Annotated in this window: 24 protein-coding genes; 20 read left to right on the forward strand and 4 right to left on the reverse strand. The window is 69.5% G+C overall.

Annotated features, from left to right (window positions below; all coding sequences use genetic code 11):
* Positions 1 to 5 precede the first annotated feature (5 nt).
* Entirely contained in the window at positions 6 to 692 is a 687-nt protein-coding gene (locus ABD093_RS17195; RefSeq protein ID WP_343926060.1) for an extracellular solute-binding protein, read from the reverse strand.
* Positions 693 to 989: 297 nt separating this feature from the next.
* Here ABD093_RS17195 and ABD093_RS17200 point away from each other — a divergent pair, with 297 nt between their 5' ends.
* The 17 genes from ABD093_RS17200 to ABD093_RS17280 all read left to right on the forward strand — a co-directional run bounded on the left by ABD093_RS17200 (position 990) and on the right by ABD093_RS17280 (position 17,066).
* Positions 990 to 3,005, forward strand: a complete 2,016-nt coding sequence (locus tag ABD093_RS17200) for an aldo/keto reductase (protein WP_193116081.1) — start codon at positions 990 to 992, stop codon at positions 3,003 to 3,005.
* 13 nt (positions 3,006 to 3,018) lie between these two features.
* Positions 3,019 to 4,017, forward strand: a complete 999-nt coding sequence (locus ABD093_RS17205) for a LacI family DNA-binding transcriptional regulator (RefSeq protein WP_193116080.1) — start codon at positions 3,019 to 3,021, stop codon at positions 4,015 to 4,017.
* A 166-nt stretch (positions 4,018 to 4,183) separates the two neighbouring features.
* Positions 4,184 to 4,393, forward strand: a complete 210-nt coding sequence (gene rpmE, locus ABD093_RS17210) for a 50S ribosomal protein L31 (protein WP_193116079.1) — start codon at positions 4,184 to 4,186, stop codon at positions 4,391 to 4,393.
* A 73-nt stretch (positions 4,394 to 4,466) separates the two neighbouring features.
* Positions 4,467 to 5,651 carry a peptide chain release factor 1 gene (gene prfA / locus ABD093_RS17215; protein WP_193116078.1) on the forward strand — a complete coding sequence of 395 codons (1,185 nt, stop codon included), beginning with the start codon at positions 4,467 to 4,469 and terminating at the stop codon, positions 5,649 to 5,651.
* Entirely contained in the window at positions 5,648 to 6,676 is a 1,029-nt protein-coding gene (gene prmC, locus ABD093_RS17220; RefSeq protein ID WP_193116077.1) for a peptide chain release factor N(5)-glutamine methyltransferase, read from the forward strand. Before prfA ends, prmC begins: the two co-directional genes overlap by 4 nt.
* On the forward strand, positions 6,673 to 7,833 hold the full coding sequence (locus tag ABD093_RS17225; protein WP_343926064.1) for an L-threonylcarbamoyladenylate synthase: 1,161 nt from the start codon (positions 6,673 to 6,675) through the stop codon (positions 7,831 to 7,833). Before prmC ends, ABD093_RS17225 begins: the two co-directional genes overlap by 4 nt.
* Complete coding sequence (locus ABD093_RS17230; protein WP_193116075.1) at positions 7,830 to 8,954, forward strand: glycosyltransferase family 4 protein; 1,125 nt, start codon at positions 7,830 to 7,832, stop codon at positions 8,952 to 8,954. Before ABD093_RS17225 ends, ABD093_RS17230 begins: the two co-directional genes overlap by 4 nt.
* Entirely contained in the window at positions 8,938 to 9,429 is a 492-nt protein-coding gene (locus ABD093_RS17235; RefSeq protein WP_193116074.1) for a Cg1360 family ATP-synthase-associated protein, read from the forward strand. The genes ABD093_RS17230 and ABD093_RS17235 overlap by 17 nt, the downstream gene beginning before the upstream one ends.
* A gap of 265 nt (positions 9,430 to 9,694) precedes the next feature.
* Complete coding sequence (atpB, locus tag ABD093_RS17240; RefSeq protein WP_193116140.1) at positions 9,695 to 10,438, forward strand: F0F1 ATP synthase subunit A; 744 nt, start codon at positions 9,695 to 9,697, stop codon at positions 10,436 to 10,438.
* 79 nt (positions 10,439 to 10,517) lie between these two features.
* Complete coding sequence (gene atpE, locus ABD093_RS17245; RefSeq protein ID WP_319021471.1) at positions 10,518 to 10,757, forward strand: ATP synthase F0 subunit C; 240 nt, start codon at positions 10,518 to 10,520, stop codon at positions 10,755 to 10,757.
* A gap of 10 nt (positions 10,758 to 10,767) precedes the next feature.
* Positions 10,768 to 11,307, forward strand: coding sequence for a F0F1 ATP synthase subunit B (locus tag ABD093_RS17250; protein WP_193116073.1), 540 nt, complete (start codon positions 10,768 to 10,770; stop codon positions 11,305 to 11,307).
* A gap of 9 nt (positions 11,308 to 11,316) precedes the next feature.
* Positions 11,317 to 12,132 carry a F0F1 ATP synthase subunit delta gene (locus ABD093_RS17255; RefSeq protein ID WP_193116072.1) on the forward strand — a complete coding sequence of 272 codons (816 nt, stop codon included), beginning with the start codon at positions 11,317 to 11,319 and terminating at the stop codon, positions 12,130 to 12,132.
* Between the two features lie 81 nt (positions 12,133 to 12,213).
* Entirely contained in the window at positions 12,214 to 13,839 is a 1,626-nt protein-coding gene (gene atpA, locus ABD093_RS17260; protein WP_193116071.1) for a F0F1 ATP synthase subunit alpha, read from the forward strand.
* 73 nt (positions 13,840 to 13,912) lie between these two features.
* Positions 13,913 to 14,827, forward strand: coding sequence for a F0F1 ATP synthase subunit gamma (locus tag ABD093_RS17265; protein ID WP_343926068.1), 915 nt, complete (start codon positions 13,913 to 13,915; stop codon positions 14,825 to 14,827).
* Positions 14,828 to 14,880: 53 nt separating this feature from the next.
* Entirely contained in the window at positions 14,881 to 16,338 is a 1,458-nt protein-coding gene (atpD, locus tag ABD093_RS17270; RefSeq protein WP_193116069.1) for a F0F1 ATP synthase subunit beta, read from the forward strand.
* The gene (locus ABD093_RS17275; RefSeq protein WP_193116068.1) at positions 16,335 to 16,607 is read left to right on the forward strand and encodes a F0F1 ATP synthase subunit epsilon; all 273 of its coding nucleotides are present in this window, start codon (positions 16,335 to 16,337) and stop codon (positions 16,605 to 16,607) included. The genes atpD and ABD093_RS17275 overlap by 4 nt, the downstream gene beginning before the upstream one ends.
* A gap of 18 nt (positions 16,608 to 16,625) precedes the next feature.
* Entirely contained in the window at positions 16,626 to 17,066 is a 441-nt protein-coding gene (locus ABD093_RS17280) for a DUF2550 family protein (protein ID WP_193116067.1), read from the forward strand.
* A 160-nt stretch (positions 17,067 to 17,226) separates the two neighbouring features.
* Here the strand turns inward: ABD093_RS17280 and ABD093_RS17285 are convergent, their stop codons facing one another.
* Complete coding sequence (locus ABD093_RS17285) at positions 17,227 to 18,462, reverse strand: N-acetylglucosamine-6-phosphate deacetylase (RefSeq protein WP_193116066.1); 1,236 nt, start codon at positions 18,460 to 18,462, stop codon at positions 17,227 to 17,229.
* 43 nt (positions 18,463 to 18,505) lie between these two features.
* Entirely contained in the window at positions 18,506 to 19,213 is a 708-nt protein-coding gene (gene nucS, locus ABD093_RS17290; protein WP_193116065.1) for an endonuclease NucS, read from the reverse strand.
* A gap of 203 nt (positions 19,214 to 19,416) precedes the next feature.
* On the opposite strand from nucS, the gene ABD093_RS17295 reads away from it, so the two are divergent.
* The 3 genes from ABD093_RS17295 to ABD093_RS17305 all read left to right on the forward strand — a co-directional run bounded on the left by ABD093_RS17295 (position 19,417) and on the right by ABD093_RS17305 (position 22,581).
* Positions 19,417 to 20,430, forward strand: coding sequence for a hypothetical protein (locus tag ABD093_RS17295; RefSeq protein WP_343926071.1), 1,014 nt, complete (start codon positions 19,417 to 19,419; stop codon positions 20,428 to 20,430).
* Positions 20,427 to 21,536, forward strand: coding sequence for a DUF8094 domain-containing protein (locus tag ABD093_RS17300; protein WP_193116063.1), 1,110 nt, complete (start codon positions 20,427 to 20,429; stop codon positions 21,534 to 21,536). Before ABD093_RS17295 ends, ABD093_RS17300 begins: the two co-directional genes overlap by 4 nt.
* Positions 21,537 to 21,678: 142 nt before the next feature.
* Positions 21,679 to 22,581, forward strand: a complete 903-nt coding sequence (locus ABD093_RS17305) for a co-chaperone YbbN (RefSeq protein WP_193116062.1) — start codon at positions 21,679 to 21,681, stop codon at positions 22,579 to 22,581.
* 184 nt (positions 22,582 to 22,765) lie between these two features.
* Here ABD093_RS17305 and glgB read toward each other — a convergent pair whose 3' ends face one another.
* Positions 22,766 to 24,934 (reverse strand): 1,4-alpha-glucan branching protein GlgB, encoded by a 2,169-nt coding sequence (gene glgB / locus ABD093_RS17310; RefSeq protein WP_343926250.1) that lies wholly within the window; start codon positions 24,932 to 24,934, stop codon positions 22,766 to 22,768.
* Positions 24,935 to 25,063 lie beyond the last annotated feature (129 nt).

Raw genomic sequence — 25,063 nt, forward strand, 5'->3', positions numbered from 1 at the left:
CCGTTCTACGTCAACGACGCGACGCTCCCCATCACCACGAACCGGGAAGAGCCCAAATAGAGGGCCTTGTCGTCGGTGTCGAAGAAACGTTCCGGGCTCGCGTTCAAGAATTCTTCGAAGACGTTCAGCGCGTCGTTGACGAGGAAGGCGTCGGCCGCACCCTTGAGCTCGGTGCCGAGCGCGATCCAGTCCTCCCAGGTGGTGATCGCCGCCGAAACCTCCGCGGGCGTGCTCGGCAGGCCCGCCTCCTCGAAGATGTCCTGGCGGTAGAAGTAGCCCGTCGGGCCGATGTCCAGGGGGAAGAAGCAGAAGCGGCCGGTCGGGGTCGTCCCGAGGTTCCACTTCCACTCGTAGTAGTCGTCCTTGACGGAGTCCGCGCCGAGCTCGGACAGATCCAGGAACAGGTCCTCGTTGGTGAAATAGAGGGCGTTGTTGGAGTTGATGTAGGTGATGTCGGGGATGTAAGCGTCGCCGGCCAGACTGGTGCGGAGCTTGGTGTCGAAGCTGGTGCCGATCACATCGGCTCGGAGATGGCGGTCGGTGCCGGGGATCTCCTGGCTCGCCTGCTCCAGCAGATCTCGACTGGCTGATCGGTCCCAGAACCACAGCACGAGTTCATCGGGGTCCTCGGAGATCGTCGGGTCCGAGCCGCAGCCGGCGAGGGCCAGCGGGAGCAGCCCGGCGCCGAGCATCAGGGATCGTCTCGAAGGACGACCGTGCGGTGGGGAACTTCGTAATGGACGTCGTGTGAGCGCAGCGCTCATACGCACCCTCCTCGTTGAGTGGCAGTCGCAATACCGTGAACGTTCACGGGTGACGCAGATCATGCCATCGTGGCATCCGTGCGTCAACGGTTCGGCCGGCGGTCGTCATCATGGATCCGCGCCAACCAGTGCGCTTGTGGAGCCGCGGGGGCCGGGATAGGGTGAGAGGGTCGTGAACGTTCACGACTCTTACTGGCCTCGAACTCGAAGGACGACGACGTCTCCATGAGCACCTCCTCCACCCCGTTCCGCTGGGCGATCCTCGGCCCGGGCGGCATCGCCCGACGCTTCGCCTCTCAGCTCCCCTCCTCGCTGGACGGCGTCCTGGTTGCCGTCGGGAGCAGCTCTCCCGAGCGCGCCAGCGCCTTCGCCGAGGAATTCCCCCTCGCCGAGCCCGCACTGCTAGGCACCTATGAGGAGGTCCTCGCCTCCGACGAGGTCGATGGCGTCTACGTCTCCACGGTTCACACCGGCCACGCTCGCCTGGCCGCGGCCGCCCTCGAGGCCGGCAAGCACGTGCTGTGCGAGAAGCCCCTGACTCCGAACTCGGGCACCACGATGGCGCTGAACGACCTCGCGGCCCGCAGCGGAAAGGTCCTCCTGGAGGCGTACATGTACCGCTTCCACCCGCAGACGGTGAAGGTCCTCGAGCTCGTCGCCGACGGCGCGATCGGCGACGTCACGCACGTCGACGCCTCCTTCGCCTTCGACACAGGCGGCCGCAGCGGCCGCCTGTTCGACACCGCCACCGCGGGCGGCGGGATCCTCGACGTCGGCTGCTACCCGCTGTCCTTCGCCCGCTTCGTCGCCGGCGCCGCCCAGGGCAGGGCGTTCGTCGACCCGACCGCGCTGCAGGGCAGCGGCACCCTCGGCGAGACGGGCGTGGACGAATGGGCCACCGCCGAGGTCGCTCTCCCCGGCGACATCACCGCGAGCCTGCGCACCGGAGTGCGCCTGTCCGATCCGCAGTCGGCGACGATCACGGGATCCCGGGGCGTCATCCGTCTGTCCGACCCGTGGGGTCTGTCGGAGAAGCAGGCCATCGAGCTCGACGTGGTCGGCGAGGAGCCCCAGCGCATCGAGATCCCGGCCGCTTCCGCCTACGCCCTGGAGGCCGACGCGCTGGCGAGGGCCGCGCGCGACGGGGGAGTCGTCCCCGAGGTCACCCCGGAGAACACGCTCGGACAGGCCCGTGCGCTGGACCTCTGGCGTGAGGAGATCGGGCTGCGCTTCCCGTTCGAGGCCGACGACGCGGACATCCCTACCCTCACCGGGCGTCCGCTCGCCGCGTCCAGCGTGCAGTCAGGGCCCGCGATGGCCTACGGGTCGCTCCCAGGGATCGACAAGAAGGTCTCGCGCCTGGTGATGGGCTGCGACAACCAGATGAACCTGGCCCATGCGTCGGCGATGTTCGACGCCTTCTACGAGATCGGCGGCACCACCTTCGACACCGCTTACATCTACGGCGGCGGCCACGTCGAGAAGCTGTTCGGGAAGTGGGTGCAGAACCGAGGTGTCCGCGAGGACGTCGTTGTGATCACCAAGGGCGCCCACACCCCGCACTGCGACCCGGAGTCGATCACGCGTCAGCTCGAGGAGTCCCTCGAGCGTCAGGGCACCGACTATGCGGACCTCTACATGATGCATCGGGACAACCCCGAGATCCCGGTCGGGGAGTTCGTCGACGTCATGGACGAGCATCTGCGGGCCGGGCGCATCCGCGCCTACGGCGGCTCCAACTGGACCCCCGCCCGGGTGGACGAGGCCAACGAGTACGCCCGCGCGAACGGACGCACGGGCTTCACGATCCTCTCCAACCACTTCGGCCTGGCCGAGGCGCTGGACGTGCCGTGGGCGGGTTGTGTGCATGCGACCGATGCGGATTCCAAGGCATGGCTCGAGGAGCGCGGCATCGCGCTGCTGCCGTGGTCCTCCCAGGCGCGAGGATTCTTCACCGGGCGGGCGCACCCCGAGGACCGCTCCGATGCGGAGCTCGTGCGCTGCTACTACAGCGATGAGAATTTCGAGCGCCTGGCCCGGGCAGAGGCCTTGGGTGCCGAGCGCGGGGTGCCCGCGACGGCGATCGCCCTCGCCTTCGTGCTGCACCAGAAGTTCCCGACGTTCCCGCTGTTCGGCCCGCGCAGCATTGCCGAGATGCGCTCGTCGACCCTCGGACTCGGAGTCGAACTCTCCGAGAGCGACCTCGCGTGGCTCGACCTGCGGGCCGAGCAGCGGGCGTGACAGACTTCCGCGCATGACGCAGCAGGCCAGCACCCCCGGCACGCACCGTGCGACGATCATCGACGTCGCGGCGCGCGCCGGGGTCTCCCGGCAGACGGTCTCGCGGGCGATGAACGACATGCCCGGCATCAGCGTCGCCACTCGTGAACGAGTGCTCGACGCCGCACGCGAGCTCAGCTACCGCCCCTCCCGCTTCGGGCGGGGCCTGGTCGAGCAGGGTCCCATCACCCTCGGCCTGGTGGTGATGGACCTGACCAACGCGTATTACGGGGAGCTGGGTACGGCAGTGGTGCGTGCCTGCGCTCCGTACGGGTGGAACGTGGTCTTGGTCGAGGCGGAGAACGCTGTTGATCCGGAGGGCGTCGCCGCTGACCTGGCGCGCCGGGTCGACGCGATCGTCGGCTACGGCGTGGGGACCGGCGACATCCGCGGCGGCGCGGGCATGCCCGTGGTGCAGCTGGACGGCGGCCGGAAGCATCTCGACGCCGGAGGCGTGGTCGAGCAGCTGTTCGCAGAGGCGATGCCCGAGCTCGTGGGGCACCTGCAGGATGTGGGCGTGCGGCGCCCGCTGGTGCTTGACCTGACCGGCGGCCCGATAGGCGGCCGGGCTCTCACTCTCGCTGCTGCACTCCGCGAGCTGACGGATGACGGCGAGGTGCTGATTCATGAGGTCGACGCCCGCACCGGTCACCGTGAGGCCCTCGAGGTGGCGCTGGCGACCGGGGCCGACGCCCTCATCGCCTTCAACGACGAGCTCGCGGTGCGCCTGCTGCGCGCACTGCGCTCGATGGAGATCGAGGTTCCCGGCCAGGTTCGCCTCGTAGGCATCGACGGACTTGAGATCGGATCGCTGGTGACTCCCGAGCTCACTTCGTTGAGCATCGACATCGAGGCGGTGGCGCGGGAGACCGTCGAGCTGGTGGCAGGGATGCTCGAGGGGACCGTTCCGCTGAAGGGGCCAGATGCACATCGAACGGTGCCCTATCACCTGGAGGTCCGCGCCTCGACCTGAGATGTCGTGCCCGTCCCGCGGCCGTCCACCACCTGGATTCGCGATGTTGCGCACGCCGCATCCCGATTCCTCGCTCCGGGGCCGTGTGCCGTGGCAGACTGTGACGTCGGTTCTGGTTCACGGCGCCCGGCCGGGCGCCGACCCAGCGACCCCGAGAAGGAGAGACATGAAGGCTGATATTCACCCCACGTACGTCGAGACCCAGGTCAAGTGCACCTGCGGTAACTCGTTCACCACGCGCAGCACCAAGACCGATGGTGCGATCAGCACCGAGGTCTGCTCCGCGTGCCACCCCTTCTACACCGGCAAGCAGAAGATCCTGGACACCGGCGGCCGCGTGGCCCGCTTCCAGGCCCGCTACGGCAAGAAGGCCTGACACCGAGTCTCCGACGCCGGTGCGCGCCCCAGGGCGTGCACCGGCGTCGTCGCATGTGAGGGCGTGATGGTAGATGAAGGACGACGACACCACTGACTGTCACGGTGGCCGTGATGGCCGTGATGCTGGTGGAGATCGTGATGCCCGTCTGGAGCCGTTGCGCAGCGAGCACGCCCGGCTGCAGGAGTCGATGGCCGATCCCGCTCTCCATGACGACCCCGCCCGCGCACGACGGGTCGGTCGTCGGTACGCGGAGGTCGACACGGTGCTGGCCGCCGCCGCCGACATCGAGTCGACGACCGCGGATCTCGAGACCGCCCGTGAGCTGATCGAGCTGGGAGAGGGAGACGACGAGCTGACGGCCGAGGCCGAGCAGCTCACGATCCGCCTCGAGAGCGAGCGCGAGCACCTCGAGGATCTCCTCGCCCCCCGGGATCCCGATGACGCGCGGGATGTCCTCCTCGAGATCAAGGCCGGCGCCGGTGGCGAGGAGTCCGCCCTGTTCGCGGCCGAGATGCTGCGCATGTACCGCTCCTACGCGGAGCACAAGGGCTGGCGCGTCGAGGTCCTCACCTCCGCGGAGTCCGAGCTCGGCGGGTTCAAGGACGTCACGACGGCGATCACCGCGCGCGCCGGCACCACCCCGGCCGACGGCGTCTATGCCCACCTCAAGCATGAGGCCGGCGTGCACCGGGTGCAGCGCGTGCCCGTCACCGAGTCCGCGGGGCGCATCCACACCTCCGCGGTGGGCGTGCTGGTGCTGCCCGAGGCTGATGAGGCCGACGAGGGCGAGGTGCTCGCCGAGGCGATGGCGGCATCGAACCTGCGCATCGACGTGTACCGCTCGAGCGGACCTGGTGGGCAGAGCGTGAACACGACCGATTCCGCCGTGCGCATCACCCATCTCCCCACGGGGCTCGTGGCCTCCTGTCAGGACCAGAAGAGCCAGCTGCAGAACCGTGAGCAGGCGATGCGCATCCTCCGCACCCGCCTGCTGGATGCGCGCCGGGCGGAGCAGGAGGCGCAGTCCTCCGCGGCTCGCCGCTCCCAGGTGCGCACCGTCGATCGCAGCGAACGCATCCGCACCTACAACTTCCCCGAGTCACGGGTCGCCGATCACCGCACCGGCTACAAGGCGGGGAACCTCGCCAGCGTGCTCTCCGGCGACCTCGACGATCTGATCGCCTCCTCCCGGGACGCCGCGCGCGCCACCCGCCTCGAGGACGCCCAGCGCACCGCAGCCGAGGACGCCCGATGAGCATCGATCCCGCGGCCATTGATCCGATTGTTCCCTCCGAGTCCTCCGAGTCCTCCGAGTCCTCAGCGGCCCCCGCGGCTCCGGCGCTGTCCGGCGCTGCGGCGCGGGGCCGTCTGCGCACCGCCCTCGCCGAGACCACGGAGCGCCTCGGGGCCGCCGGAGTGCCCTCGCCCAGCGTCGATGCGCGTGCTCTGATCGCCGCGGCCGCGCGCACCGATCGACCCCTCGTGCTGCTCGACGAGCTGCCGGAGACCTTCGCTGCGGATCTCGAGGCGGCCACCGCTCGCCGCGAGCAGCGCGAGCCGCTCCAGCTCATCCTGGGCCGTGCCCCGTTCCGTCGGCTGATGCTCGCCGTGCGCCCCGGGGTGTTCATCCCGCGACCGGAGACCGAGCTCGCCGTCGATCTGCTGCGCGAGGAGGCCGTCGGCCCGCTGGGCACCGTGGTGGACCTGTGCACCGGCAGCGGGGCGCTGGCCGCGGCGGTCCTCGACGAGATGCCTGACTCCCGCGTCACCGCGGTCGAGGTCGACCCGGCGGCGATCGAGCTCGCACGGGAGAACCTCGAGATGGCCGGCCCCGGCCGCGGCCGCGTGCTGTCCGCCGATCTGACCGCGGCCCTGCAGGACCCCTCGAGCCCCTCCGCGGCGGTCCTCGCCGAGCTGTGCGGGGAGGGGCACGTGGACGCCGTCGTCTCCAACCCGCCGTACATCCCGCCCGAGGCCGTGCCCCGCGATGCCGAGGTGCTCGACCACGATCCGCATCGTGCCCTCTTCGGCGGCGGCCCGGACGGTCTGGAGGTGCCGCGCGCCGTGATCGCCTGGGCCGCCCGACTGCTGCGACCTGGGGGAGTGCTGGTCATGGAGCATGCGGACGTCCAGGGTGAGGCGGCACGGCGAGCCGCCGCACAGCACGGCGGCTTCGATTCCCTGCGCACCGCCCGTGACCTCACCGGCCGAGACCGCTTCCTGGTCGCCCGCCGTGCCGACGAAGACCCCGACCCCGGAAGTGAGACACTGACCTCGTGAGCGTGCATGACACCCAGAACCCAGAATCCCGCGACGCCGCGCTGACGGCTGCGACCGATGCCGTCCGTGACGGCAAGCTGATCGTGCTGCCGACGGATACCGTCTACGGCATCGGCGCCGACGCCTTCACCCCGGACGCCGTCAACGCCCTGCTCGATGCCAAGGGCCGAGGTCGCGACGTGCCGCCGCCGGTCCTCGTGGGCGATCACGCCGTGCTGCTGGCCCTGGCCACCGATGTGCCCGATTACGTCGAACAGCTCGCGGAGGAGTTCTGGCCCGGCCCGCTGACCATCATCCTCACCGCCCAGCCCTCGCTGACCTGGGACCTGGGGGAGACCCGTGGGACCGTCGCCCTGCGCATGCCGGACGACGAGATCGCGCTGGCGCTGCTGCGCCGCACCGGTCCGCTCGCCGTCTCCAGCGCGAACCGCAGCGGGAAGCCCGCCGCGCTCACCGTGCTCGAAGCCGCGACGCAGCTCGGGGACAGCGTCGAGGAGTACCTCGACGGAGGAACTGCCAGGATCGGCACCAGCTCGACCATCCTCGACGCCACCGTGGAGCCCGCGGAGATCGTCCGCGAAGGCAGCCTCACCAAGGAACAGATCATCGCGGCGGTCGGCGACATCTTCGCCGCCCCCGTTCCGGAGGTCTCCGAGGACGACGCCGACGCGGAGGGCTCGCCCGAGGCAGCCGACGACGGTTCGCTCGCGGAGGGCGCGTCCGCTGACGGCGCTCTCGCTGATGGTTCTGCGGCGGACCTCTCCGCTGCCGACCACTCTGCCGCCGACGGCACCGCTTCCGACGACACCGCTTCCGACGGTGGTGCCCCGCAGGGCGACTCCGCAGGCGACAGTCCTGCCGAGAGCAGTCGGGCGACCCCGGCCGAGACCACTGGCGCCGCCGCGGGCGCCCCGGCGCTCGACCTCCCGTCCGAGCCCGACCTGGGCCGGTCCGCGACGACCCCCGCTGAGGCCGCCGTCCCCGCTGTCCCTGCAGACCTCGCTGCCGACGATCTCGCTGCTGGCGATCCCGCTGCCGATGATCTCGCAGCTGGTGATCCCGTTGCCGGCGATCTCGGTGCCGACGGTGCGACGCCGACCGTGGCGGACGCCTCGACGACCGAGGGCGGGCGCGGCGAGGGACACGCTGCGGGGTGAGGATCTATCTCTTCGTCCTGCTGATCTCCGCTGCGGTGACGTACCTCGTCACCCCGGCCGTGAGGCTCCTGGCCCGCCGAGCCGGGGCGATGACCGCGGTGCGGGAGCGGGACGTGCACGATGCCGTCACCCCTCGTCTGGGCGGCCTCGCGATGCTCGCCGGAGTGGCGGCCGCGATGGTGGTGGCCAGCAACATCCCCTTCCTCGAGGGCCTGTTCGAGGACACCCGCCAGCCCTGGGCCATCCTCGCCGCCGCCGGTCTCGTCTGCCTGCTCGGCGCCGCGGATGACAAGTGGGACCTCGACTGGATGACGAAGCTGGCGGGGCAGATCCTCGCCGCGATGCTCCTGGCCTGGCAGGGCGTCAGCCTGGTGTCCCTGCCGATCGGCGGTGTGACCATCCTGTCGGAGCGCTCGGCGCTGATCCTCACCGTGCTCGTGGTCGTGGTCTGCATGAACGCGGTGAACTTCGTCGACGGCCTCGACGGACTCGCCGCCGGGGTGATGGCCATCGGGGGCTCCGCGTTCTTCGTGTATGCGTACACGCTCACCCGCAACGCCTCCACCACGGACTACTCCTCGCTCGCCGCTCTGCTCACGGCGGTGATGATCGGCGCCTGTCTGGGCTTCCTGCCCCACAACATGACCCGTGCCCGGATCTTCATGGGGGACTCCGGGTCGATGCTGCTGGGCCTCCTCCTGGCCGCGAGCACCATCGCGGTGACCGGCCAGGTCGATCCCGCACGACTGTCGGGGGCGGACTTCTTCGGGCAGTTCCTGCCGATCCTCCTGCCGATCGGCGTGATGGTCATCCCGTTCCTCGACTTCGCACTGGCAGTCGTGCGGCGGATCGGCTCGGGGAAGTCCCCGTTCCATGCCGACAAGGCCCATCTGCATCACCGGCTGCTGCGCCTGGGGCACTCCAAGCGCACCGCCGTCCTGATCATGTACACGTGGACGGTGGTGGTGTCGGTCGGACTGCTCCTGCCGATCGTGCTGTCCACCCAGGCGGTCCTGATCTTCTGGGCGTGCGGGCTCCTGTTCGCGCTCCTGCTGACCTTCGACCCGCTCAGATGGCGCCCCGGGCGCCGCCGGAAGGAATCCGATGTCCCCTCGTCCTGACAGCTCCGCCACCCCCACCGGGAGGACGCCGCGTCGCCGCGCCGTGGGCGACCGCGCCATGCAGCGGGCCCTGATCCTGGCGCTCGTGGTCGGCATGGTGCTCGACGTCGTGGTCATCGTGATCGCCGCCATGAGCTCGGACCAGCCGGCACTCGTCGGTGCGCTCATCGGCACGGGCCTCACGCTCGTGGTGGTGCTGCCGACGCTCGCGATCACCTTCGCCGGTCCGAGGCTGACGCCGGTGACCATGGCGGCCACCGTGCTCGGCAGCTGGGCGGTCAAGATGCTTGTTGTGATCCTCGTCCTGATCGTGGTGCGGGACATGGGTGGCGTCTCCACCCGGTGGATCGGACTCGCACTGCTGGTGGGCGCGGTCTCGGCCGTGGCGGTGGAGGTCACGCTGCTGGCACGGTCCCGTCAGCCCCTCGATGTGGAGCAGGTCGCAGACCCCCCTGATGACCAGTCCGGATCCTGACTCTCTGTTATGATTTCCAAGGTGCTCGACTGCTGATCACGGTGCAATACCGCAGCGAGTTCGACCACTGATCGACCACCCGGAACGCCTAGCGTCGTCCATCGTCGTACGCATGGTGGCCGCTACGGGATGGACTCGATCAACATGACGGCCACGGCCGACGCAGCTGCGTCCGGCCACACGACCACGGGAGATCGAGCTGAACACCGCAGACCTCAGCCCCACGCTGTACGCAGAGGGCGATTCGCTCTTCCACATCCCGAGCCTGGCGGAATTCTTCCCGCCGCCGATCCTTTTCGCCGGGACCCCGTTCGAGTTCAACCGGGTGCAGCTCGTGCGCCTGATCGTGATCGCGGTCGTCCTCATCGTGATGTGCGTGATCGCCTCCCGGGCCAAGCTGGTCCCCGGCCGCGCGCAGAGCATCGTCGAGATGCTGATCGAGTTCGTGCACGGCACGATCATCCAGAACACCCTGGGGATCCGGGAAGGTCGACGCTTCGCCCCCTTCCTGATCACCCTCTTCTTCCTCATCCTCGCGATGAACCTCGCCGGGGTGGTCCCGGGCATGAACCTCGCGGGCACCTCCGTGATCGGCTTCCCGCTGCTGCTGGCGCTGTGGACCTTCGTGACCTACGTGGTCGCCGGGATCAAGAAGCACGGGCTGGGCGGCTACCTCAAGCACGAGACCATGCCTCCCGGTGTGCCGAAGCCGATCTACATCCTGCTGATCCCGATCGAGTTCCTGCAGGTCATCCTGATCCGCTGGGCCTCGCTCACGATCCGACTCCTCGCGAACATGGTCGCCGGCCACATCATGCTGGTCGTCTTCATCGGGCTGACCCAGGGGCTGCTGCTCTCGGGCACCTGGCTCATCGTGGCCTCCCCGTTCGCCGGAGCCCTCGCGATCGGCATCTACGGCTTCGAGATCTTCGTCGCCGCGCTGCAGGCCTTCATCTTCACGATGCTGGCCGCGGTGTACATCCAGATGGCTTCCTCGGACGAGCACTGAGCGCTCGCCTCCGTTCCCGCACCTCCCCGCAAGACCCCTGTCTGCCGCCCGCCCGGGCGGCACAACGAAAGGAATCCCCGTGGACCCGATGATCCTCTCCGAAATCAACGGCAACGTCGCGTCGATCGGCTACGGCCTCGCCGCTATCGGCCCCGGTATCGGCATCGGCATCATTGTCGGCAAGACCGCTGAGGCCACCGCGCGCCAGCCCGAGCTGCGCGGCCAGCTGCAGACCACCATGTTCATCGGTATCGCCTTCACCGAGATCCTGACGCTGCTGGCCATCGTCACCGGCCTCATCTTCGGCGGAACGGCCTGAGGCACCCCTGATGCTCAACGCTGAAGCAGAAGTTCCCGGCTACAAGCTGCTGCTGCCGGAGACCTCGGAGATCATCTGGACGTTGATCTTCGTCGTGATCTTCGCCGTCGTCTTCATGAAGTTCGTCCTGCCGCGACTCACCGCAGTGCTCGATGAGCGTTCGGAGAAGATCGAGGGCGGGCTGAAGAAGGCCGAAGAGGTCCAGCAGCAGGCTGATGATCTCAAGGCCACCCAGGAGCAGGAGCTCGCCGCCGCTCGCCAGGAAGCCGCAGGCATCCGCGAGAAGGCACGCCAGGACGGCGCACGCATCGTCGAGGAGGCCAAGGCTCGCGCCGAGGCCGAGTCCGACCGGGTGCTCGCCTCCGGCCGTCAGCAGCTGTCCGCGGAGCGCCAGACGGCCTCCACGCAGCTTCACAGCGAAGTCGGATCGCTCGCGAGCGACCTGGCTTCCAAGATCGTCGGGGAGTCCCTCACCGATGATGAGCGATCCCGCCGCGTGATCGACCGGTTCCTGGACGACCTCGAGTCGAGCCAGTCCGCCACCCGATAAGGACCAGTGATGCGAGGAACTTCCTCCACCTCGTTCGCCGAGGTCGTCCAGCAGGCCCAGTCCGTCTTCGCGACGGACGGGCTCTCCCTGGACAGCACCGCGGACGAACTGTTCGCGATCGCCGATGCGATCGACTCCAGCAATCAGCTCGTGCGTCTGCTCAGCGACTCCGGTCGCGACGCCGAGGTGAAGGAGTCGGCCGTCCGTGCGCTGCTGACCGGCAAGGTCAGCGACGCCGCCCTCGGCCTCACCCTCGAGGTCGTGCGTCGGCGCTGGTCCGAGCAGGAGGACATCCTCGACGCCCTGGAGCGGCTGGGGGTGACCGCCCTGCTGGAGCAGTCCGAGCGCGAGAGCGTCCTCGGCCAGGTCGAGGAGGAGCTCTTCCAGGTCTCGCGACTGATCGACGACAGCGCCGAGCTGTCCTCGAGCTTCGACGACACCCGAGGGGATCCTGCGGCCCGCGGGCGGGTCGTCCGAACGCTGCTCGAGGGACGTGTCCACCGGCTCACGGGGGCCCTCGCGGTCCGCGCCGTGTCCCGGCGCACCGAGCTGAAGCCCTCGCGCCGTGTGCGCGAGATCGCGGAGTTCGCCTCGGACCGTCGTCGCCGCCTCCTCGCCGTGGTCGAGACCTCTCGTCCGCTCGACGAGGCGCAGCAGTCTCGTCTCGCCGCGGTCCTGGCCGGCATCTACGGCCGTGAGGTGCAGATGAACCTCGAAGTCTCACAGGACGTCGTGGGCGGTCTGCGGATCCATGTCGGAGACGACCTCTACGACGCAACCGTCCTCGCGCGCCTCGCCCAGGCCCGCGAACACCTGGTGTCCTGACGGCTCCGGCCGCGGCACCTGCCCCAGCACCACACATCACCCCCGCAGCGACGGGACCACGAGAGGAAGCGAAGCACCGCGATGGCTGAGCTCACGATCCGCCCGGAGGACATCCGGCAAGCACTGGACACCGCCGTGTCCACCTACCAGGCAGGTTCCACCGACCGCGAGGAGATCGGCCGGGTCACCGAGTCGGCCGACGGCATCGCCCGCGTCGAGGGCCTGCCCAACGTCATGGCCAACGAGCTGGTCCGCTTCGAGAACGGGGAGCTCGGCCTCGCGCTGAACCTCGAGCTCAGCGAGATCGGCGTCGTCGTCCTCGGCGAGTTCTCCGGCATCGCAGAGGGCCAGGAGGTCCGTCGCACCGGCGAGGTCCTCTCCGTGCCCGTCGGCGACGGCTACCTCGGCCGCGTGGTCGACCCCACCGGCGCGCCGATCGACGGCCTCGGCACGATCGACACCGTCGGCCGCCGCGCCCTGGAGCTCCAGGCTCCCGGCGTCATGCAGCGCAAGAGCGTCAAGGAGCCGCTGGCGACCGGGATCAAGGCCATCGACGCCATGACCCCGATCGGCCGCGGTCAGCGTCAGCTGATCATCGGTGACCGCCAGACCGGCAAGACCGCGATCGCGCTGGACACGATCCTGAACCAGAAGGCGAACTGGGAGAGCGGCGACCCGGAGAAGCAGGTCCGCTGCATCTACGTCGCCGTCGGCCAGAAGGGTTCGACCATCGCCTCGGTGCGCTCGACGCTCGAGCAGGCCGGAGCCCTGGAGTACACGACGATCGTCGCGGCCCCGGCCTCCGACCCGGCCGGCTTCAAGTACATCGCGCCCTACGCGGGCTCCGCGATCGGTCAGCACTGGATGTACGAGGGCAAGCACGTCCTCATCGTCTTCGACGACCTCTCCAAGCAGGCCGAGGCGTACCGCGCCGTGTCGCTGCTGCTGCGGCGTCCGCCGGGCCGCGAGGCCTACCCGGGCGACGTCTTCTACCTGCACTCTCGTCTGCTCGAGCGTTGCGCGAAGCTGTCCGACGAGCTGGGCGGCGGCTCGATGACCGGTCTGCCGATCATCGAGACCAAGGCCAACGACGTCTCGGCCTACATCCCGACCAACGTCATCTCGATCACCGACGGCCAGTGCTTCCTGCAGTCGGACCTGTTCAATGCGAACCAGCGCCCGGCGGTCGACGTCGGCATCTCGGTCTCCCGCGTCGGCGGCTCCGCCCAGACCAAGGCCATGAAGGCCGTCTCGGGCACGCTGAAGATCTCGCTCGCGCAGTACCGCGACCTCGAGGCCTTCGCGATGTTCGCCTCGGACCTGGATGCCGCGTCCAAGCAGCAGCTGAACCGCGGTGCCCGCCTCATGGAGCTGCTCAAGCAGAACCAGAGCTCGCCCTTCCCCATGGAGGAGGAGGTCGTCTCGATCTGGGCCGGCACCAAGGGCAAGTTCGACGACATCGATCTCGAGGACGTCCGCGACTTCGAGTCGCATCTGCTGGAGCACCTGCGCCACAACGGCGGCGTGCTCGACGCGATCCGCAGCACCAACAAGTTCGAGTCCGCGACCGAGGAGGAGCTGTCCAGCATCCTCGACGAGGTCAAGAAGGACTTCCTCGCGGGCAAGGGCAAGAGCGCAGGCGTCAACGACGTCAGCGAGCGCCTCGACGACGAGGACATCGAGCAGGAGAACATCGTCCGCGGCTGATCCGATTCATCCGTGCCCGCCCGGGAGGGCGGGCACGGCGGACGCCGGCTTCACGCCACGCACGAGGAGAGACATGGGAGCACAGCAGAGGGAGTACAAGAAGCGGATCAAATCCGCTCAGGGCATGAAGAAGATCTTCAAGGCCCAGGAGATGATCGCCGCCACGCGCATCGCCAAGGCGCATGCCCGTGTGCTCGCCACGACGCCGTACGCCGATGCCATCTCGCAGGCCATCGGAGCGGTGGCGACGCACTCCACCGACTTCGCGCATCCCTTCCTGGAGCAGGACCGCGCGCAGACCGGCCGTGTCGCGATCCTGCTGATCACCTCTGATCGCGGCATGGCGGGCTCGTACTCGCCCAACGCGATCCGTGAGGCGGAGGAGCTCGGCAACTCGCTGCGCGACGAGGGCAAGACCGTGGACATGTACATCGTCGGCCGCAAGGGCGACTCGTACTACCGGTTCCGCAACCGTCCGTCGGTCAAGACGTGGACTCCGTACAAGGAGGAGGAGCTCGCGCTCCTCGGCCACGAGATCGCCGAGACCCTCACCGAGGTGCTGCTCAGCGAGGACCCCGCGGTCCACGTCGATGAGCTGTACCTGGTCGGAACCCGCTTCAAGAGCAGGTTCCAGCAGTTCGCACGCGTCTCCCGGCTGGTGCCGATGGGCATCGTGGAGGCCGAGGACGGCGGCGAGAAGCCGACGTTCCCGCTCTACGAGTTCACCCCTGACGCCGAATCCGTCATGGGCGAGCTCATCCCGCGATACGTCGAGTCGCGCATCGTGAACACCCTGATGCAGTCCATCGCCTCGGAGCACGCCTCCCGGCAGCGAGCGATGCAGACCGCGACGGACAACGCACAGACCCAGATCGACAAGTTCACCCGACTGGCGAACACCGCTCGCCAGGCGGAGATCACGCAGGAGATCACGGAGATCGTCGGCGGCGCCGACGCCCTCTCCGGATCCGGGCGCACCGAACGCTGAGACCTCTGCCCAGCGCTCCCGAGCGCCGGCCCGACCCCTTGGAGAGAAGCCACATGACCACCACAGCTCCCGCCCCCGCCACCGCGACCGGTCGTATCGCGCGTGTCACCGGCGCCGTCGTCGACATCGAGTTCCCGCCCGGGAACATCCCCGCCATGTACAACGCGCTCACCGCGCAGGTCGAGGTGAGCGGCGCAGGCCTCGCCTCGACGCTCCTCACCCTGGAGACCGCCCAGCACCTCGGTGACGGCATGGTCCGCGCCATCGCGCTGAAGCCCACCGACGGTCTCGTCCGCGGCCAGGACGTCACCGACACCGGCGCCCCGATCTCGGTGCCCGTCGGCGACGCGACCCTCGGCACCGTCTTCGACGTGGTCGGCAATGCGCTGAACCTCCCCGAGGGCGAGACCCTCCAGGTGTCCGAGCGCTGGCCCATCCACCGCCAGGCGCCGAACTTCGACCAGCTGGAGTCCAAGACCCAGATGTTCGAGACCGGCATCAAGTCGATCGACCTCCTGACCCCGTACGTGCAGGGCGGCAAGATCGGCCTGTTCGGCGGCGCCGGCGTCGGCAAGACGGTCCTCATCCAGGAGATGATCTACCGCGTGGCGAACAACCACGACGGCGTCTCCGTGTTCGCCGGTGTCGGTGAGCGCACCCGTGAGGGCTGGGACCTCATCGAGGAGATGACCGAGTCGGGCGTCATCGAGAAGACCGCCTTGGTCTTCGGCCAGATGGATGAGCCGCCGGGCACGCGTCTGCGCGTGGCCCTCTCCGCCCTGACCATGGCGGAGTACTTCCGCGATGTGCAGTCCCAGGACGTGCTGCTGTTCATCGACAACATCTTCCGCTTCACCCAGGCGGGCTCCGAGGTGTCGACCCTGCTGGGCCGCATGCCGTCGGCCGTGGGCTACCAGCCCAACCTCGCGGACGAGATGGGTGTGCTCCAGGAGCGCATCACCTCGACCCGCGGACACTCGATCACCTCGATGCAGGCGATCTACGTGCCGGCCGATGACTACACCGACCCGGCCCCGGCGACCACCTTCGCCCACCTCGACGCCACCACGGAGCTCTCCCGCGAGATCGCCTCGCGCGGTCTGTACCCGGCGATCGACCCCCTGACCTCCACCTCGCGGATCCTCGACCCGCAGTACGTGGGCCAGGACCACTACGACACCGCGGTGCGCGTGAAGATGGTGCTGCAGCGCAACAAGGAGCTGCAGGACATCATCGCGATGCTCGGCGTCGACGAGCTCTCCGAGGAGGACAAGGTCACGGTGTCGCGTGCGCGCCGCATCCAGCAGTTCCTCTCGCAGAACACCCACCTCGCCAAGCAGTTCACCGGTGTGGACGGCTCGGACGTCTCGCTCCGCGACACGATCGAGGGCTTCAAGGGCATCTGCGACGGCGAATTCGACCACATCACCGAGCAGGCGTTCTTCAACGTCGGCGGGATCGACAAGGTCATGGAGAACCACCACCGCATCCAGAAGGAGCTCGGGGCGTGAGTGCTCTCGAGGTCACCTTCGTCACCAGCGGTCGCACTGTGTGGTCGGGTCAGGCCGCCCAGGTGGTCGTGCCCGCGGCCGACGGGTCCATGGGCATCCTGCCGCAGATGCAGCCCACGCTCGCCGTTCTCGGCGACGGTCAGGTGCGCATCATCGACGCGGACGGTTCGGTCGCCGAGCGCACCGTCCATGGCGGCTTCGTCTCCGTGGACTCCGACCGTGTCACCATCGGTGTCGACGACGCCGAGCTGCTCGAGTCGGATCACTGAGCGGCGCCTGAACAGTTCATGATCGATCTGAGCATCCCGATCCTCCTCCTGGGGGTCGGGATGCTCTTCGTCGTGATGGCGGTGTATCTGGTGGGTCGGCAGATCGCCCTGAGCCGTCAGCGCGGCGCCTTCGAGTGCTCCCTGCAACGGCGCGGCCTGGTGACCAGGTCGAGCTGGCAGCACGGGTTGATGCGCTTCGGCACCGATCGTCTGCGATGGCATCGGGCCTTCTCGCTGCGGGTCCGTCCCGAGGTGGTCATCCGACGCCTCGAGCTGCTCGACGTGTCCCGGCGCCGCCTGCCCTCCCGCATCGCGGGCGAGGAGGACAGCTTCCTGGTGGAGTTCACGCTGCGCGGCGGGCGCACGATCGTCGCGATCGTGGATCTCGCCTCCGGGGCTGCGCTGAACTCCTGGATCGAGGCAGCTCCGACCGGCCTCGTGATGGGCGACGCGGACTGACTGACCGCGGCCACGGTGCCGTACGAACCGTTGATCGTCGGGCTGACGGCTGACGGCTGACGGCTGACGGCTGTCGGCTCTCGATCCGCCAGCCCGCTAGGCAGCTCTGGACCTGTCGGCCCCGGACCTGCCACCCCTGGACCACTTGGCCCTCGTCCAGCTAGGCGCCGACCCGCTGGCCGCCCCGCAGCACGGAGACGGGCCGGAGGTCGGTGTCCGTGAGCACGATGTCGGCCCGGCGTCCCGGTGCGAGAGATCCGAGGCGATCCTGCTGACCCAGCACCGTGGCCGGGACCACGGACGCCGCACGGACGGCGCGCACCAGGTCGACGCCGGCCTCGAGGACGGCGAACCGCACCACGTCGAGCAGATGCGCAGTCCCTCCGGCGATCGCGGTGCCGCCGGTGAGGGTCGCGACCCCGGCATCGACGGTGACGTCGAGCGAGCCGAGGCTGTACTGGCCATCCGGCATCCCGGCCGCGGCCATCGCGTCGGTCACCAGCGCCACGCAGTCATCGGCGGCGAGGGCGAAGACATGGGCGACGGTGCGTGCATCGAGGTGCACACCATCGGCGATGACCTCGACGACGAGATCCGCGCGGGCTGCGGCGTCCAGCGCTGCGAGCGCGGGGCCGGGATCACGATGGTGGATCGGCCGCATCCCGTTGAACAGATGGGTGGCCGTAGGACGGGCGGAGCGCCCGTGCTCCCGGCGCAGCTGGTCACCGGCCAGCGCGACGGCGCTGGTCATCTGGGTGCTGGAGCCGTCGGTGTGTCCGAGGGAGGGGATGGCGCCGACCTCGGCGAGGGCTTCGATCACCGCGTCTGCACCCTCCGCCTCCGGGGCGACGGTCATGGTGGCGAGTGCTCCACCGGCGATCTGGGCGAGCTCCCGCACCAGATCCGCATCGCCGGCGGTGATGTGCTCGGGGTTCTGGGCGCCCCGACGGGCCACGGAGAGGAACGGGCCCTCGAGGTGGATGCCGGCGATCTCTCCGTCGGCCGTGAGCTGCGCGAGCTGCCCGACCCGGTCGCGCAGGGTGGCCGCGTCCGCCGTGACCAGGGAGGCGACCAGAGAGGTGGTTCCGTGCCGGCGGTGCTCACGCACCGCGGTGAGCATCTCCTCGGCGGAGGTGGAGTCGGGGAAGGAGACGCCGCCGCCGCCATGGCAGTGCAGGTCGACCAGTCCGGGAAGGATGAGCCCCTCGTGCTGGAGGGTCTTCACGGCGGTGTGCTCGGGAGCGTGCGCGGAGGGACCGGACCAGATGATGTCCTGCCCGGAGACGAGCACCAGGGCGTCAGGCACGAGCCCCTGCTCGAGCAGCGCCGTGCCGCGCAGAGCGAGATCGGCGGAGACCGCCGCGGGGGAGTGGTCCGTGCTGGCAGCGGTGCTCAAGGCAGCTCCTGGTGCGGTGGGGTGAGCGGGGCGGGTGGGGAGATCAGAACAGCCGGGAGTCGACGTCGTCGATCCCGCGCAGGGCGTCGTAGTCCAGCGTCACGCAGTCGATCCCGCGATCACCGGCGAGGACGCGGGCCTGGGGCTTGATGGCCTGGGCGGCGAAGATGCCGCGCACGGGGGCCAGGAGGGGGTCGCGGTTGAGCAGCTCGAGATACCGGGTCAGCTGTTCGACGCCGTCGATCTCGCCGCGGCGCTTGATCTCGATGGCCACCGATCCGCCGTCCGCGTCACGGGCGAGGATGTCGACCGGCCCGATGGCGGTGCCGTACTCCCGGCGCACGAGCGACCAGCCGTCGCCCAGGGTCTCGATGTTCTGCGCCAGCAGCGCCTGGAGATGCGCTTCGACGCCGTCCTTCTGCAGGCCGGGATCGACACCCAGCTCATGGGCGGAGTCCTCGAAGATCTCGTGCAGCCGCACCCGCAGCCGGTCACCGGTCTTGGTATGGGTGACGTCCCACTGCTCGATCCACTCGCCCTCGGGGTCGTCGACGGCGTCCGCGTCCTCGCGACGCGTGGTCGCCAGGGTGCAGGGCGGGCTCATCCAGTTCAGGGGTTTATAGCTGCCCCCGTCGGAATGGATCAGCACGCTGCCGTCGGCCTTCACGATGAGAAGGCGTGGGGCCAGCGGGAGGTGGGCGGTGAGTCGACCGGTGTAGTCGACGGAGCAACGGGCAACAACGAGACGCACTCCGCCAGGGTACGTCACCGATCCGGAGGATCCGACGCCGGAGGCTCATTGCGCGCCTGATGAGAGGCCCATGGGGCGCTCATGAGGGGATCTTTACCGAGGTGCACATGGTCACGGGGGACTGTTGCCGCGCACGGCACCGCCCTATCGTGGATGAATCTGCCACCTTGGCCCGTCGGGGCCGCTCTGAAGGAGCACTTATCGTGCAACGCCTCCTCGCCGTCCTCCTGATCCTGATCGGAGTGATCGGACTGGTGCTGGGACGCCTCGGTGAGACCACCTGGGCCCCACCGACCGAGACCACCGCGACCGTGGAGCTCAGCAGCCCCGGCCCCGCCGTGGTCATCGATCCGGGCGTCCTGTACGTCGGGGGCCAGAAGGGCGAGGTGACGATCGAGGGCTCCTCGGACGTCTCCCTCATCACCGCGGACAACAGCGACATCGAGGCCTACCTCGCCGACACCTCCTACACGCGGATCACCGGGGCCAGCGACTGGAGCACGCTGAGCGCGGAGGCGGTCAACCCGGAGGGCGCCACCGAGCTGAGCGATCCCACCGGATCGGACCTGTGGCGCACGGTCGAGACGAAGCCCTCGCCGTACACGGTCGAGATCGCCGACTTCGCCGCGGAGGAGCACGGGGACAACCAGCAGGCGTACCGGGCGATCCTGGTCGTCACCGACGGCACCGAGGCCGGTGCCGATTCCGTCTCGATCACCTGGCCCGTCGAGAACGAGAACGAGTGGGTTCCCTTCGCCTATGCCGGCGGCGCCGCGATCGCCGTGATCGGCCTGGTCCTGCTCGTCGTCTCGATCGGCGGCCGACGCCGAGAGGACGACGAGGACGCGGAGCTCGAGGCGACCGACGCCGCCACGGAGACTGACCGCGCCGCGGTCGACCCCGAGGTCGAGGCAGGCGCAGCCGCTGGTACGCCGGCTGATGCTGATGCTGATGCTGATGCTGATGCTGATGCTGAGTCCGACGACATGACGACCGATGGCGTGACGTCCGACAGCGAGGCGCCCGGCGATCCGGTCCGCCTCTTCCACGACGACACCGAGGTGCTCGCACCGGTCGACGGGAAGGGCGACGACGTCGCCGACCCGGACGCCGGCCGTCCCTCCCCGACGGGCCCGGAGGACAATGCCTGGGGCCTGGGCGAGGATCGCGGTACCCCGGAAGACGTCGACGACCGGGACAGCGAGGACCGTCGATGACCCGCCAGAACCGCAGCACGCCTGTGTGGAAGGACCCGCAGATGACCAGCCGACCCGTTCCCCGCCGTGGACTCTTCGTCGGAGCGGGATCCCTCCTCGCCGCCGGGGTGCTCTCCGCCTGCGCCTCGGAGCCCGAGGCGCCGCCCGCGCCGCCCAAGGGCCCTTCCGCCGCGGAGCCGACCCCCGTGAACACGGTCGAGCAGTTCGAGACCTACGTCAGCGAGGTCAACGCTGCGGTGCTCGCCGCCGACAAGAAGGCCGACGTCAAGAAGCTCGCGCCCCGCGTCACCGGCTCGGCCGTGACCTTCCGCAAGTCGGCCTACGCGATGATCAAGAAGGCCGACGAGTGGGCAGCCTTCCTCAGCGTCCCCGGTGAGTCGCTGATCGTCCCGATGACCACCGTCACCGCCGAGTTCCCGCGCGTCGCGATCGCCCTGGTCGAGGACTCGAAGAAGGACGGCGTCCCGTACTTCATGGCACTGCAGCAGGCCGACGCCCAGTCGCCCTACATCAGCTGGGGCTGGGCTCAGCAGGCCGTCGGCATCGAGATGCCTCAGGTGCCCAACGAGCTGGTGGGTGCCGAGAAGGTCGAGGTGGACTCCGAGGACCTGCTCATGACTCCCGCGAAGGCCCTGGCGCTGTATGCCAAGGTGCTCTCCAACGGCGACGAGGACGACCCGGACGACCTGCTCGCCGACGACCCCTTCAAGCTGGAGCGGCACGAGCAGATCAAGACCGAGCGCAAGGAGCTCAACGCCGGCGTCGAGAAGGACGAGGCTGCGACTGTGAAGGAGACCTACAAGGTCACGGACGAGGAGTTCGTCGGGCTGCGCACGGACGACGGCGGAGCCATCGTCATGGGCACCCTGACCTCGACCCGCACGGTGTCCATCAAGGACGGCGCGACCATGCGCTATGCGGAGGACAACGCGTACACCAAGGTGATCGGCAGCAAGGAGTTCACCAAGGAGTACGTCCGAACCTATGGGGCGCACGTCGCCCTGTTCATCCCCGCCAAGGGGGCGAAGGGTGCGAAGAAGGGCGCCACGGCGCAGGTGCAGCCGATCGGCGCCACCCTGACCACCCTGGGAGCCACGGGGGAGTGACCTCCGCCGGGGCGACGTCGTCGGTCGATCGGCTCCGGAGGATGTTCTCTCAGGGCGTCCCCGGGATGGCGGTCTCTGAGAGCCCCGGCTCGGTGCACTCCCTAGACTGTTCGGGTCCCGACCTCGTCGAAGGAGTTCTCCCGTGACCGATCCGTACGGCATCATCGATCTCGCCGCGCTGAAGCAGCCTGCCGCTTCCGAGGGAAGCGCCGGCGGCGCCGGGGGCACCCCGTCCCCGCATGAGGTGGCTGTCACCGAGCAGGGTCTCGAGCAGCTGGTCGCCGATTCGCAGCAGATCCCCACGCTCATGCTCGTCACCAGCTCGCGGGTCGCCGAGGGCGAGCAGTTCCTCGGCTCCCTGCGGCGCGCCGTCGACGCCCAGGGTGGGGCGCTCCGCCTCGCGGTCGTCGACGCCGACACGCAGCAGCGCGTCGCCGGAGCCCTGCGCATCGAGCAGCTGCCGACGCTGCTCCTGCTGATCCTCGGCCAGGTGCAGCCGATCGTGCAGTCCGTGCTCCCCGACGAGGAGGTCGACAACCTCATCAGCCAGGTGCTCGAGCTCGCGAAGCAGCAGGGCCTGGACACCACCGGCGCAGGGCAGGGTGAGCAGGCGGCTCCCGAGGAGGAGCCGATGCCGCCGCTGATCGCCGAGGCCTACGAGGCGATCGAGAAGGGCGACCTCGACGCCGCCGTGGCCGCCTACGAGAAGCAGCTCTCCGAGACCCCGGCCGACGCCGAGGCGAAGGCCGGCCTGGCCACCGTGTCGCTCATGCGCCGCACCCAGGGCATCGACGCGAACGCGGTCCGCGAGGAGGCCGCCCAGAAGCCGACGGACCTGGCGGCACAGCTGCTGGTCGCCGACCTCGACATGCTCGGCGGACACGTCGACGACGCGTTCAGCCGCCTGCTGGGCCACCTCCGGGGCGCCGACCAGGAGACGAAGGCCGCGCTGCGTGATCGTCTGCTGCAGCTGTTCGAGGTGGCCGGCCCGGCGGATCCGCGGGTGCCTGCCGCGCGCAAGCGCCTGGCGAACTTCCTGTACTGAGCGCACGGCCGCCCGCGGACAGCACGGCCGCCCGCGGTGCCTGCACAGCCCACGACCTGCCGCCCCTCCGGAGCTCTCCGGAGGGGCGGCAGGTCGTCGTTGCTCGGTCGGCCGGCTCGGTCATCGGGAGCGGCCTCTGCAGCCCGGTTCTGCAGCCCAGCACTGCGGCACGGGGCCCGGCTGCTCAGCCCTCGCGGAGCCGCTCCGGGACGAGGACGACGGCGCCCAGCGGGGGCACCGACAGCCGCACCGAGTGATCCCGGCCGTGCTGGGGCAGGGCCTCCGCATGCACACGGCCCAGGTTCCCGATGCCGCTGCCCCCGTAGACCGGGGCGTCGCTGTTGAGCACCTCGAGCCAGCTCCCACCCTCGGGCAGCGGGATCCGGTAGCCGTGCCACGGCTGCGGGGAGAAGTTGAGCACCACGACCACCGGGTCGCCGGCCTCGTCGCGACGCAGGAACACCAGCATGTTGTGGTCGGCGTCGTCCCCGATCAGCCATTCGAAGCCGCCCGGATCCTGGTCGCGCTGATAGAGCGCGGGGAAGTCGGCCTGCAGGCCGTTGAGGTCCTTGACCAGCTGCTGGGTGCCGCGGTGCAGCGGGTACTCGAGCAGCCACCACGGCAGGCCCGACTGCTCGGACCATTCGGTGCCCTGCGCGAACTCGCTGCCCATGAACACGAGCTGCTTGCCGGGATGGGTCCACTGCAGGGCCAGGTAGGTGCGCAGCGAGGCGGCCTGCTGCCAGTCGTCGCCCGGAGCCTTGCGCAGCAGCGAGCCTTTGCCGTGGACGACCTCGTCGTGGCTGATGGGGAGCACGAAGTTCTCGGAGTACTGGTAGACCATCGAGAAGGTCAGCTCGCCATGGTGGTACTGGCGGTTGATCGGGTCCTGCCCGAGGTACTCCAGGGTGTCGTGCATCCAGCCCATGTTCCATTTGAAGCCGAAGCCGAGCCCGCCGCTGTCAGTGCTACGGGTGACGCCCGGGAACGAGGTCGACTCCTCGGCGATCATCACGATGCCCGGCGCCCGCTTGTAGGCGGTCGCGGTGGTCTCCTGCAGGAAGGCTATGTTCTCGAGGTCCTCCCGGCCGCCGTGGCGGTTGGGGATCCACTGGCCGTCCTCACGGGAGTAGTCCAGGTAGAGCATCGAGGCGACGGCGTCGACCCGCAGGCCGTCGACGTGGAACTCCTCGAGCCAGTAGCAGGCGTTGGCGACCAGGAAGTTGCGCACCTCGTGGCGGCCCGTGTCGAACACGAGCGTGCCCCAGTCCGGGTGCTCGCCGCGCCGGGGATCGGCATGCTCGTACAGCGCGGTGCCGTCGAAGCGCGCGAGCGCCCATTCGTCCTTGGGGAAGTGGGCGGGGACCCAGTCCAGGATCACGCCGATGCCCGCCGCGTGCAGCGCATCGATCAGGTGGCGCAGCTCGTCGGGGGAGCCCAGACGGGAGGTCGGGGCGTAGTACCCGGTGACCTGGTAGCCCCAGGACCCGCCGAAGGGGTGCTCGGCGACCGGCATGAACTCCACGTGGGTGAAGCCCATCTCGGTCACATAGTCGACCAGCTCGGTGGCGAGCTCGGTGTAGCCGAGCCCGGGGCGCCAGCTGGCCAGGTGGAGCTCGTAGATCGACATCCGGGAGGCGACGGCCTCCTGGGCGGCGCGCTCGGCGAGCCAGTGCTCGTCGGTCCACTCGAAGGTGCTCGTGGTGACCACGGAGCCGGTGGCGGGCGGCACCTCGGCCAGGCGCGCCATCGGATCGGCCTTGTCGACCCAGGTGCCGTCGGCCCCCAGGATCCGGAACTTGTAGGTGTCCCCGTCCCCGACAGCGGGGACGAAGATCTCCCAGACGCCGGAGGATCCCAGGCTGCGCAGGGCGTGGCCACGGCCCTCCCACCCGTTGAAGGTGCCGACCACCTGGATCGCGCGGGCGTTGGGGGCCCACACGGCGAACGATGTGCCCTCGACCCCGTCGAGGGTGAGCACGTGGGCGCCGAGCGCCCGCCACAGCTCCTCGTGGCGGCCCTCGTGGATCAGGTGGAGGTCGAGCTCGCCGATGGTGGGCGCGAACCGGTGGGGCTCGTCGAGGTCCACCGGAGCGGCACCCTCCTCCCAGGTGACGCGCACCCGGTAGGAGGGGAGGTGGGGGACCGCGAGGGCGACGGCCCAGATCCCGTCGTACTCGTGCTCCATCGCGACCGCGCTGCCATCGGGCAGGACCACCTCGACCGCCCGGGCAAAGGGCTTGAGGGTGCGGACCGTGATCGCGCCCTCGTACTCGTGGGCGCCGAGCACCGAATGGGGATCGTGATAGCTGCCGGTGGCGGCGGCGCCCAGCTCGTGCTCGCCCAGCGGCATCACCGTCGGTACCGCCGTCGGAGTCGCCGTCGACGACGAAGGGACCGGCGCGGACGGCGAGGCAGGCGGTGTCGCAGAAGGCGACGAGGGCGTCGCAGGGGCCGGTGCGGTCGGTGTCGCAGGAGCCGG

The organism is Brachybacterium tyrofermentans (genome assembly GCF_039526165.1).
Classification (GTDB): Bacteria; Actinomycetota; Actinomycetes; order Actinomycetales; family Dermabacteraceae; genus Brachybacterium; species Brachybacterium tyrofermentans.

Excerpts from the sequence above, each read along its gene's own strand:
- ABD093_RS17195 (WP_343926060.1), bottom strand. The coding sequence starts at position 692 with ATGCTCGGCGCCGGGCTGCTCCCGCTGGCCCTCGCCGGCTGCGGCTCG.
- ABD093_RS17200 (WP_193116081.1), top strand. The coding sequence starts at position 990 with ATGAGCACCTCCTCCACCCCGTTCCGCTGGGCGATCCTCGGCCCGGGC.
- ABD093_RS17205 (WP_193116080.1), top strand. The coding sequence starts at position 3,019 with ATGACGCAGCAGGCCAGCACCCCCGGCACGCACCGTGCGACGATCATC.
- rpmE (WP_193116079.1), top strand. The coding sequence starts at position 4,184 with ATGAAGGCTGATATTCACCCCACGTACGTCGAGACCCAGGTCAAGTGC.
- prfA (WP_193116078.1), top strand. The coding sequence starts at position 4,467 with ATGAAGGACGACGACACCACTGACTGTCACGGTGGCCGTGATGGCCGT.
- prmC (WP_193116077.1), top strand. The coding sequence starts at position 5,648 with ATGAGCATCGATCCCGCGGCCATTGATCCGATTGTTCCCTCCGAGTCC.
- ABD093_RS17235 (WP_193116074.1), top strand. The coding sequence starts at position 8,938 with ATGTCCCCTCGTCCTGACAGCTCCGCCACCCCCACCGGGAGGACGCCG.
- ABD093_RS17250 (WP_193116073.1), top strand. The coding sequence starts at position 10,768 with ATGCTCAACGCTGAAGCAGAAGTTCCCGGCTACAAGCTGCTGCTGCCG.
- ABD093_RS17255 (WP_193116072.1), top strand. The coding sequence starts at position 11,317 with ATGCGAGGAACTTCCTCCACCTCGTTCGCCGAGGTCGTCCAGCAGGCC.
- atpA (WP_193116071.1), top strand. The coding sequence starts at position 12,214 with ATGGCTGAGCTCACGATCCGCCCGGAGGACATCCGGCAAGCACTGGAC.
- ABD093_RS17265 (WP_343926068.1), top strand. The coding sequence starts at position 13,913 with ATGGGAGCACAGCAGAGGGAGTACAAGAAGCGGATCAAATCCGCTCAG.
- atpD (WP_193116069.1), top strand. The coding sequence starts at position 14,881 with ATGACCACCACAGCTCCCGCCCCCGCCACCGCGACCGGTCGTATCGCG.
- ABD093_RS17280 (WP_193116067.1), top strand. The coding sequence starts at position 16,626 with ATGATCGATCTGAGCATCCCGATCCTCCTCCTGGGGGTCGGGATGCTC.
- ABD093_RS17300 (WP_193116063.1), top strand. The coding sequence starts at position 20,427 with ATGACCCGCCAGAACCGCAGCACGCCTGTGTGGAAGGACCCGCAGATG.
- glgB (WP_343926250.1), bottom strand. The coding sequence starts at position 24,934 with ATGCCGCTGGGCGAGCACGAGCTGGGCGCCGCCGCCACCGGCAGCTAT.